The organism is Melioribacteraceae bacterium (assembly GCA_019638015.1).
Taxonomy (GTDB): Bacteria; Bacteroidota; Ignavibacteria; order Ignavibacteriales; family Melioribacteraceae; genus JAHBUP01.
The window spans coordinates 1-9,440 of record JAHBUP010000003.1; the positions used below are offsets into that span (position 1 = coordinate 1).

At 36.8% G+C, this 9,440-nt stretch carries 10 protein-coding genes; all 10 read right to left on the reverse strand.

From position 1 onward, the window contains the following. Window positions 1–196: 196 nt before the first annotated feature. The 10 genes from KF816_17310 to KF816_17355 all read right to left on the reverse strand — a co-directional run bounded on the left by KF816_17310 (window position 197) and on the right by KF816_17355 (window position 9,386). Complete coding sequence (locus tag KF816_17310) at window positions 197–451, reverse strand: hypothetical protein (protein ID MBX3009787.1); 255 nt, start codon at window positions 449–451, stop codon at window positions 197–199. A gap of 12 nt (window positions 452–463) precedes the next feature. After that, window positions 464–760 (reverse strand): hypothetical protein, encoded by a 297-nt coding sequence (locus tag KF816_17315; protein ID MBX3009788.1) that lies wholly within the window; start codon window positions 758–760, stop codon window positions 464–466. Beyond that, window positions 760–1,374: a hypothetical protein gene (locus KF816_17320; GenBank protein MBX3009789.1), complete on the reverse strand. Its 615-nt coding sequence runs from the start codon at window positions 1,372–1,374 to the stop codon at window positions 760–762. Before KF816_17320 ends, KF816_17315 begins: the two co-directional genes overlap by 1 nt. A 211-nt stretch (window positions 1,375–1,585) precedes the next feature. Continuing rightward, window positions 1,586–2,293 (reverse strand): DUF3825 domain-containing protein, encoded by a 708-nt coding sequence (locus KF816_17325; GenBank protein ID MBX3009790.1) that lies wholly within the window; start codon window positions 2,291–2,293, stop codon window positions 1,586–1,588. Window positions 2,294–3,383: 1,090 nt separating this feature from the next. Continuing rightward, complete coding sequence (locus tag KF816_17330) at window positions 3,384–3,800, reverse strand: hypothetical protein (protein ID MBX3009791.1); 417 nt, start codon at window positions 3,798–3,800, stop codon at window positions 3,384–3,386. A gap of 34 nt (window positions 3,801–3,834) precedes the next feature. Further along, entirely contained in the window at window positions 3,835–4,242 is a 408-nt protein-coding gene (locus tag KF816_17335; GenBank protein ID MBX3009792.1) for a hypothetical protein, read from the reverse strand. An 83-nt stretch (window positions 4,243–4,325) separates the two neighbouring features. Continuing rightward, window positions 4,326–6,434: a trypsin-like peptidase domain-containing protein gene (locus KF816_17340; protein ID MBX3009793.1), complete on the reverse strand. Its 2,109-nt coding sequence runs from the start codon at window positions 6,432–6,434 to the stop codon at window positions 4,326–4,328. A 175-nt stretch (window positions 6,435–6,609) separates the two neighbouring features. Beyond that, the gene (locus KF816_17345) at window positions 6,610–6,861 is read right to left on the reverse strand and encodes a hypothetical protein (protein ID MBX3009794.1); all 252 of its coding nucleotides are present in this window, start codon (window positions 6,859–6,861) and stop codon (window positions 6,610–6,612) included. A 248-nt stretch (window positions 6,862–7,109) separates the two neighbouring features. Then, on the reverse strand, window positions 7,110–7,553 hold the full coding sequence (locus KF816_17350; GenBank protein ID MBX3009795.1) for a hypothetical protein: 444 nt from the start codon (window positions 7,551–7,553) through the stop codon (window positions 7,110–7,112). Window positions 7,554–7,727: 174 nt separating this feature from the next. After that, complete coding sequence (locus KF816_17355; protein MBX3009796.1) at window positions 7,728–9,386, reverse strand: hypothetical protein; 1,659 nt, start codon at window positions 9,384–9,386, stop codon at window positions 7,728–7,730. Between the last annotated feature and the right edge of the window lie 54 nt (window positions 9,387–9,440).

Consider the following 9,440-nt stretch of genomic DNA (forward strand, 5'->3'; position numbering starts at 1 on the left):
TGTGTTTATTTAGTTGCGGGAGTAGGAGCGCTAAAAAATGAAGCGTAGCGGAATGTTTAGCGCGACCTGCTCCGTAACTGTCCACCGTGGGTGGACTAAATTAAGAAACGAATTTGAATTGGCATACAAAACCCCGCAATTAAATAAACACGGTGTTGGTGGCTGGCCGCTTTGCTGTCTTTTGTTATTGTGCCAGTTAACTAATTAAGTATGCAATTAATGTTATCACACCTGCAATTATATAAATCAATGGGTTAAAGAGGGAAGAGAATAGATTTACAAAGAAAAATCTAAGCTTGTCGTTAAATGTTGCTTCACCGTCAAGCATTTTTATTTGCATCATGCTAAGTTTCATCGGGTCAAGTCCTCGGAATAGGACTGTCGAGAATGAGGATAAAATTGATTCAATAACTGCTGTTATTAGAAATCCAATAATAAATACTTTCCACATATTGTCAATTGGTTAATCCCATAATATCATAAGTGAATCGTCTGTCAGCATTTCTGTCGAACATTTTGGACATACTTTGTTCTCCCACACTTCTATTTTATCGTTTTTACAAGTTGGACACACTATTTCATTTTTGTCGACCCATTTGTCATCAGTGTCTGAATATATTTGGATTTCAGCGTCAAATAAGATTTTGCAGTCGGTACACACAAAAGTATTTTGGATGGAAATAAAACCTCTGTCTTTTTGACCAACAATAATAGTTTTATAACCACATTCTCCACAAATATATCTATACTTCTGTCCCATTATTTACTAAATATTATTTCATTAGTTTGAGTATTTACTAGTCTAAGAACTCTTGAGTAATACATAAAGCAAAAGACCTTCTCATTGCAAAAACTTAGTTTTATTAAAGTGTTGTTTACATACTTTCGATAATAATTGGCAAAGAATATTGATAAGTAAGCAACTAGGATTAGATTCCATGCGAAATAATTGTCAGTATATATAAAGTAGCCTATAAGTCCTACCGTGATAATGGTACTCAGTGTATTTATTTTTATAAAGGCACTAATGAAATTGGATGCATATGGAATTATTAGTAATAACAAAAATAGATAGTTCCCATTCCAAACGCCAAATGTAGCAGAAGCAATAGCAATTATATTTGGCATATTGATTATAAGTCTTGCGATTGACTTTTGTTCTTTTGGTGCCATATAGTTGAATTTATCGTATATGTCGCCAATTCCTAGAAATGGTTGAAAATGTCCTGATTTTAATTTGTCCAATAGATTCTCGAATGAAAGATGATTTAGTTCATCTAACTCTTTTAATGTCGTTGGGGCGTCAATGTTTCTATGAACCTTCAAATTCTTAATCTGTTGTTCAACTATGTCGATTGTCTCTTGTGTTTTCATGGTCTAAATTTTCTATGCGGCTTGCCACCAACGCTTGTGCATGTGACGTAGCGGGGTTTAGGAGGACTTAGCAATGAAGCGAAGCGGAATGCTAAGGCCGACCTGCTGCGCCTTGTCCCACACACTGAAACGAAATTAAGAAACAAAACTTAAATGCAACACCGAGCCCCCGCTATGGCACATGCATTTTGTTGGCGGCTGGGCCATTCACTCAACTCTCTATATCTCTCTCTGGGTTTTCGATGTCCTCTCTGTCCAGTTGAGTCGAATATTCTCTCCAACTGTCAATTAGCCAAGGTGGTAATTGGTCATGTCGTCTTACAGAAACTCTTGCGTTAGCATACGGCATGTGTGGTGCTAAAACTGTTCTCACTAACAAGTTGTCGGGGTTTATTTGAATTGGTGCAACCAAGTCCGGCATTTGCGCAATATTCTCTCTACTTTTTAAATAGAGTGGAACAATGAACTGCATTTTTCCAAAATACCAATATGACAATTGTAGATTCCTATTCAACGACCATTGAATTGCTCCAGCAATAGCACACATTTGAGCAACTGGTGGTGCCTCTTGTAAAAATGAAACACGCTCGTCATTGTCACCAAGAATGTGGTCGTGCATCATTACTATTTCGGCTCCCAAAGGTATGTTTGGTCTGTCCGGTATTTGTGGAGCGGAGGGTAAACTTGGCGCAGAAATTTGAGAACCAATTTTTCTCAAGTACCAAGGTTGTCGGTTGGCCATTTGATTTCTCTCTATAACCAAGTATAAAGGAGTCCCATATCTTGTTTGTAGATTTCCAGCCGTCACATACCATTGTCTGTCGCTGGTGGTGAATTGTCCCTGTTCAATGCTCCACGGAATTTGAACCGCTAAATATTTCTCAAGTGCATAGTTATCATTTCCCCATTCTTCGTTCAACGCTTCTCTTGCAAGCTGTCCTAAAACTTCTGGAGGAATGAAAATTAGTCTGTGTAGTCTGTCGACAACTCTATTTGTCAAAGGACTCCCGAGTTGCTCTAATAATTCTTCCTTTGTCACCATAGCTGAATTTTTTTAATGGCCTTGCCGCCAACGTGGGTGCATATTGCGTGGCGTTTATGGAATGCGCAATGTCCACCGTTGCAGGACGAAGATAGGAGAGATGCGCGAATTAGCCAAGCGTCCCCCGCCATGCAATATGCACAGTGTTGTGCACCGTGCATTCTGTCGAACGTTATAAAGAAACGAGTCTAAGTCTACAGTTATAAAATGTTATCATGAAACCAAGTCCTTGTCGCCCGAAGTAGACAGATGTGCGGTGTCAACACGTGCGCGCGGGCAAAAGCCTAAACTATCTGCGGACCATAATTTTGATTATCAAGCCGAAAACTGTCTGCGCACACGTGTCCCAATTTGTCTTTTGATACAGTCGCGGAACCGTCTACCGAAGCCGACATTGTCTCACAGTCAGCAAACGTAATTTTGAAACTTGATTGTCGCGCGGTGGCAGTGGAGATGAACGAAGTAGATTGCGTGTCTGCCGTTAACTACGATTGAAAAACGGTTTATGAATTCTACGTTGTCACCCATTGCGAAGCTCGCAATTCGCATGGTGCACAACGTTTTGTGTTTATTTAGTTGCGGGAGTAGGAGGGCTTAAAAATGGAGCGAAGCGGAATGTTAAGCCCGACTTGCTCCGCAACTGTCCGCCTACAGCGGACTAAATTAAGAAACCAAAACTTGATAGCCAACACCGTACCCCGCAATTAAATAAACACGGTGTTAGCGCCTGTGCCCTTCTTCCCGTCATTCGTTAATTGTACACCGTTTTAAAGGCAATGTGTCAGCCGAATTGTTTTGTAAAACTAAAGTCGTGCGCGGGGCAACCGTAACTGTTAACTTTTGATTAACACTATGTCCTTACTACTTTGTCCGTGTGGTTCATGGTCGGCACTCTTGCTAAAGCTTTGGATGTGTGCAGGTTTGCGCAGCTTTAGCATGTGTGCCGTTGTGTTGTGAATTGTTATGTCTATTTGATGTACTCCCATATAGTATCATCTGTTTTGAAAATAACTAGCATTGAATAATCCTCGGCAATCAATACGAGAACGTTTTCGTCATTTTCGGTATCATAGTAAAGACTTTTCTTAAAGACTGTACTTCCTTTTTCTCCATAACCAGTATCCTTTATGTGACCAAACCATGGCAGCCCAGGTGCGTTAGATTGGCCAGGTTTAAGGACGGTAAAAAGTCTTTTCATTTGTGGGTCATTCGGAGTTTCGAAAATAACTCGGAATGGGCCTGTGGTTGTACTCAATACTCGCTCTTGTGTACCAGAAGATGTTTCAACACTTGCCTTCTTTACTAATTTAGAAAAAGTATAGGTTTGAGAAAAGGCTGTCACAGCGGATAGCAAAATAGTAATTATTAATATGTAGGGTTTCATAGAAAGTGCTTTGATTTCAAGTAGATAGACTTATTTATATTTCTTTAAAGTGAAGCGCACGGAAAAGGTTTTGTAACTCATGTAAATATTTTAGATAAACAGCACTGCCATAACCATCTTTTAGGTGCATCCAAACTCTTATGCCATCATTATCATAAGGGAATTCTATATCAAGATGGTTTTTAATATTTGAATTGGGGACTCTATCAGCTGATAATTTAAAAGTATTTCCATTATCGCGATGCCAACCTAATTTATTTAATAATTTTTCAGTAAACCGAATCCCGGTAATTTCTTTTATAGGAATAGTACCTGAATCAGATTCATCAAAGATATTTATTCCTTGAACACTCTCTTTGTAAATTTCATTTATTAAAAATGCACGACCTGAATAGTCAACAATGTTGCCGATTCTTAAATCAAATGCTTCAATGCTTTTCATGTGATTGAATTTGAATGTGTTTGCGAAATCTATAAATCTAAAACGAAACTCAGAAAACAGAGAAAAGGCCAATCGAATTTTGTTTACCTAATCCTAATTAACGGTACATAATCTGATAAAAGCTTCACTTTCTCCGTTAATGGTTTAAGAGTGATTTCTGAGTCATTAGGGAGATTTATTGATTCGGGCATAACGTCAATAAGATTTTTTAGGTACGTTGATTTTATAGCATAATTTACATTTTCAGATTTAAAGAATTCTCTATTTAATCCAGATGATGTTATGCCAACTAAGTTTCCTTTTTCATCAAATAATGGACCGCCACTATTGCCAGGTTGAATTGGGGCGGAAATTTGGTAGACAGTAACATCTCCTTGAATACCGGTTTTTGAGCTGATTTTGCCATCAGTAAACTTAACTTCTTCGCCCATCACATTGGCAATTGGATAACCTAGAGCAAAAACACTAGTGCCTACATCTTTAATGTTGGTACTGAAGACATAGGGGATTTTATTTAGTTTTTTAAAATTTGGGTCGTCAATTTTGATTATGGCTAAATCATTTTGTTTGTCTGAAACGATAACTTTTGCTTTATAGATGTGCTTTGTGCCTTTTTGAAAATATTCAATTTGAATATCATTTGCGTCTTGAATAACATGGTAATTGGTTGCGATGTATCCATTTTCATTAATGAAAAAGCCAGACCCATTACCTTTCCAGTTATCGCCTTTTGATTCTTTGGGTGCTTTTGCTTCTAATTCTTCTTTAGATAAAAATTCCTTTATTATTAAATTTTCTAAAATATATTCACCTATTCCCGTAGCTAAAATACCATGATAATTTCCACGCAAGTCTTTAGGCTTATCTCTATGAACTACTTGGCCATTTATAGAGAATATAAATTCATCTTCAAACTTAAAGACCTTTAACATATTACGCTTGTTACCTGTATTGATAACATTTGATTTTGTCCAATCAGCTATTTTGAGTTGAACCCCTTCAAAGTAACCAGTTATTTTGTAAGACCCATATTCCGATATAACAAAGCTGAAGTAATTGTTCCAATCTTTAAAGCCAAATAGTAAACCATATCCTTCCTGTCCTTTGCCCTTCGTTTTATGGATAATACATTCAATTGAATAACTGGATTTTTGGTCAAGTGTAATGTAATTCCATCTAGCAATTGACTCAGTCTTTGGCAAGGATAAAAGCAGTTGGTTACTTGGATTTATTGATGATTCAGAACTCGCTACTTTAGATACCCATATATCCTTATTTAAAGTAAAGTTTTCAGTGTAGACAAGCGCACCAAGTCCATTCTCATCGTACTCTACATACTTATTGTCTACCAAATTGCCATTTTCATAAAGAGCCAGAAGCCTTGGTTTACCGGTTTTATGCCATTGCTTATATTCACCATTAAGAATACCGTAGTTATAGTTAGCTTCTTGCGCTATTTGACCATTGTCATAATAGAAAGTATTCTTTCCATTAATACGATTATTCATGTAGTATCTTTTCTGTTGGATTTTCCCATTTTTAAAATACCAAGTAGCTTCATATTCGTGAAAATTCTTTCCCTCATCATCATAATCAAGATAAACTGCAAAGAATTCTGATTGTAGTTCACCAGTTATGTAGTAATCTTTAATAATGCCTTTAGGCTTGTTGGGTGCTTCATAAGTTACTAATCGGTAGTAGGCAGCTTCTTTTTGAGTACATCTCTTCCAATCTGCATTAAAGTATTCAGTTAAGCGAGTTCCAATTTCAGGCTTGTAGCCAGATTGCTTTTCTGAAATTTTTGGAACGGGGACATACTCTTGAAGATATGTTTCAGTTCCATCAAAATTCTTGTATTTACCTGTATGCAATCTATCTGAAACAAAAAAACCGTCAAGTACTGAACCATTAGGTAACGTTAATATTCCTTTACCGTGCCTTCTGTAATTAATAAATTCACCTTCATATTTAGAGCCTTCATCTGTAGTTACTGAGCCAAATCCAATGAGTTGACCGTTTAGGAATGTTCCTTTAAAAACGGAACCATCTTTGTGACTAAATGTTCCTTTTCCCTGTCTGATTCCATTCTGATATTCACCTTCATAGGTTGATTCATACTCACCATTCTTATACTTTGTTAATTTACCAAAGCCATTAGCCTTGCCATTAATGCAGTCACCTTCCCATTTCATGGAAACTCCATCACTATAATAAGGGTCTAGAATTTTGCACCCAGTATTGTTTACTAAAACCCACTCATCCTTTAAAGTTTGTGCTTGTGAAATAAGAGTAGTTAATAGTGCTAAAGTTAAGGTCAGCAGTCTCATAACGTAAAGGGTTAAAGTGTTTCTATATTTGAATTTAATTTTAATTCAGAAATAAAAAAATGTTTGAAATCAGCTTTGTGGCTTGGCTCTTGCCATTGCTTTGATTGTGTGTTGCATGTGCGGCAATGGTAAGTGCCAAAAGCGCTGGCGAGAATTTTTCTCGGTTGCAGTGCGGCTGGAAATTCTTCGGTCCGATTTGTTTTGTTTTCAAGTCCCCGCTATGAATGAAACGTGTACTTGTCCCCGTGATGGATTTTAGTTTGAAATGGAGTCCGAAGTCGTTCTTTTTCATTTTGTTGTCAATTGTCGGGTTACACTGAGGGCATTGGCGCTAACGTTTTGTGTTTAAAGAGTTGCGGGCGTAGGAGGGTTTAAAAATGGAACGAAGTGGAATGTTAAACCCGACCTGCTGCGCAACTCTCCACGGTTAAGTACGAAATTAAGAAACCGCTTTGAATAAGGACACAACACCCCGCAATTATTTAAACACGGTGTTGGCAGCTGTGGCTATGTCCACCGCTATTTTTGAAATCTTAATTATTAGTCCTTATTGATGGTCAGATTTTTTACTCCGTTTTTCATGAATTCATTAAAATACTTATCCAGGTGTTTTTCTTCTCCCAAGAGTCTTTCTTCGATTGTCATTTTATCTACTTTCTTTCCTAGTTCGTTCTCCAAGTCTCTTTCAGCAAGTTTATGAGCTAACTCGTCCCAAAAGATATGGCCGTCATACTTGTGAATTGTGTCCTCCATTTCGTATTCAAATTTTGTTGTCGGTAAGAACCGTCCAAATTCGTTTGAAAATTCAACCAAGTCATTGTCAGCGTGAGCAAAGATGAATTGTTCTAATTCTTGTTCTCGTTTGAATTTTATTTCAAAGTCGTCCTCGTGGGACTCAAGCATCCATTTTCCCAAATAGAAAATTTTTAATAACGAGTCAAACTGTTGTCGGTTTAGATTGAGTTGAATTTTGTCTGTTGCCATTAGTTGGGATTTTTTTGTTAAGCCATTGCTGCCAATGTTTGGGTTTGTTTAGTGGCGGATAAATCCGGAGGATTTGTCCGCCTACACGAATATAAATAAACTTGTTGACACTACGGGCGACTGTGTCGCCCGCCATTAAACAAACCCGGTGTTGGCAGCTGGGCCATTTAGTCCTCACTTTAATATCTTGGTCGTCCTTAAGGTCGTTGTTATTTGTCGTGCTTCTCTGATAACATCAACTGGGTAATTTGATAATTCTAATATTTTAATCGCATTTCTTGTCCTTAGTTGCCCTGCTTTTATACAGTGGTCGAAATGAAGTTCATTTTTTTCAACTGTCTCGGTGAAGTGATACAAATCATATTCGTTGTCAAGCATGTCAGCCAACTCAATGTCATGGGTAGATACAGCCACAATATTCTCTTTGCGATTTAAATATGACAGAATTGCTTTGGCGGAAGCAATTCTCTCAATCGTGTTAGTCCCTTTAAATACCTCATCTAATATGAACAGGTTTTGATGAGAGGATTCAACTTGCCCTAATAATGAACCCATAATATTAACTTCTTGAAAATAATAACTTTTGCCATCAAATAGATTATCATCTATTCTAATTGATGAAAATTGTTTAAGAATTGGTGAAGTGAATTCGTCAGCGTAGCAAGTATAAATTGTTTGAGCCAATATTGAATTGATTGCCAAGGTTCTCAGAAAAGTTGACTTTCCAGACATATTTGAACCTGTTATCAAAATGCTCTTTCCGTTTATTAATAAGTCATTTTTAACACAATCTTCAATCAAGGGGTGAAATATTCCTTTCGCATGAAATACTTTTGAACAGGAAACAAAAGTTGGAATGCAGGTCTTGATTTTTCCCGCTCTCAATGATGCCACTGAAATTGAACTATCAATACTACCAACATAGTCAAACAGTATTTGAATTGATGCTTTTTTATTCTCTAACTCCTTTGTTATCCGAAAAAGCGTAAAGACTTCTATTAGAAAAATTGCCTTTATTAGCTCAGTCAAATATGTCCCTAATTGACTTAGTTCAGATTGAATTCCTGTCCCATTGTCAAAGTTTATAAATGCTACTTTTTGCTGAAATGACTTTAAGTTTGATATGCTATCTTCAATTGACTTGTCATGAAATTGGTCACCCTTCTTTATTAAGACCTTTGAAACGTAAATCAGATTGTTCAATTGTGGAAATGACCTTAGAAATTGAAATGTATTATTCTTATTCCAGTAGTGTAAGAACATGTTTAATGTAACTGGAACAATAAGAGCTATTATTAGCACTGGAAATTTAAACGATAGAGCCACCAAGCCTACAACAATAATAATATCCAAGATGAGAAGGTTAAACCATTTTGGCTTTTCTAATAGTTTATCCATCAATAAGGATGATATATAGTAAGCTCCGTTATTATTTAGTTTAATAAGTTCTAACTGAACTTCTTCTCTTAGTTGTTTATCGGTGGAAAATAAGTTGATGAGTCCTTCCGCTTGGTCGGTAGTATTATTTGTTGGTTCTAGTAGTTTTTTATACAGGAACTGCTGTCCAACTTTGCTGGTTGTTCTGTCGATAAATGCAAAGAGTCCATAAAAGTCTATGTCCTCGATTGTTTGGTCAGTCAGTCGATGAAACTTGCTGTCCTTAACAGTGTCTGCATATTTAGAAATGCTATCAAAGTCAAACGACTCTTTTTTTGGATTGCCCCAACCTGTCCGAATTTCTTCTATTTTCTTTTTCGTCCTACCCTTGTTAAAAAAATGAATAACAAGAATTACTAATATGAAGCCTATTAGTCCAAAAATAAGATACTCCATCTTGTTATTCTCGTTCGTTTAATCTTGTTCTTGTAACTACACTGTCCAAATGGC

Coding starts and splice junctions, on each gene's coding strand:
- KF816_17355 (MBX3009796.1), bottom strand. CDS start 9,386: ATGGAGTATCTTATTTTTGGACTAATAGGCTTCATATTAGTAATTCTT.
- KF816_17315 (MBX3009788.1), bottom strand. CDS start 760: ATGGGACAGAAGTATAGATATATTTGTGGAGAATGTGGTTATAAAACT.
- KF816_17350 (MBX3009795.1), bottom strand. CDS start 7,553: ATGGCAACAGACAAAATTCAACTCAATCTAAACCGACAACAGTTTGAC.
- KF816_17340 (MBX3009793.1), bottom strand. CDS start 6,434: ATGAAATGGGAAGGTGACTGCATTAATGGCAAGGCTAATGGCTTTGGT.
- KF816_17320 (MBX3009789.1), bottom strand. CDS start 1,374: ATGAAAACACAAGAGACAATCGACATAGTTGAACAACAGATTAAGAAT.
- KF816_17345 (MBX3009794.1), bottom strand. CDS start 6,861: ATGAAAAAGAACGACTTCGGACTCCATTTCAAACTAAAATCCATCACG.
- KF816_17330 (MBX3009791.1), bottom strand. CDS start 3,800: ATGAAACCCTACATATTAATAATTACTATTTTGCTATCCGCTGTGACA.
- KF816_17335 (MBX3009792.1), bottom strand. CDS start 4,242: ATGAAAAGCATTGAAGCATTTGATTTAAGAATCGGCAACATTGTTGAC.
- KF816_17310 (MBX3009787.1), bottom strand. CDS start 451: ATGTGGAAAGTATTTATTATTGGATTTCTAATAACAGCAGTTATTGAA.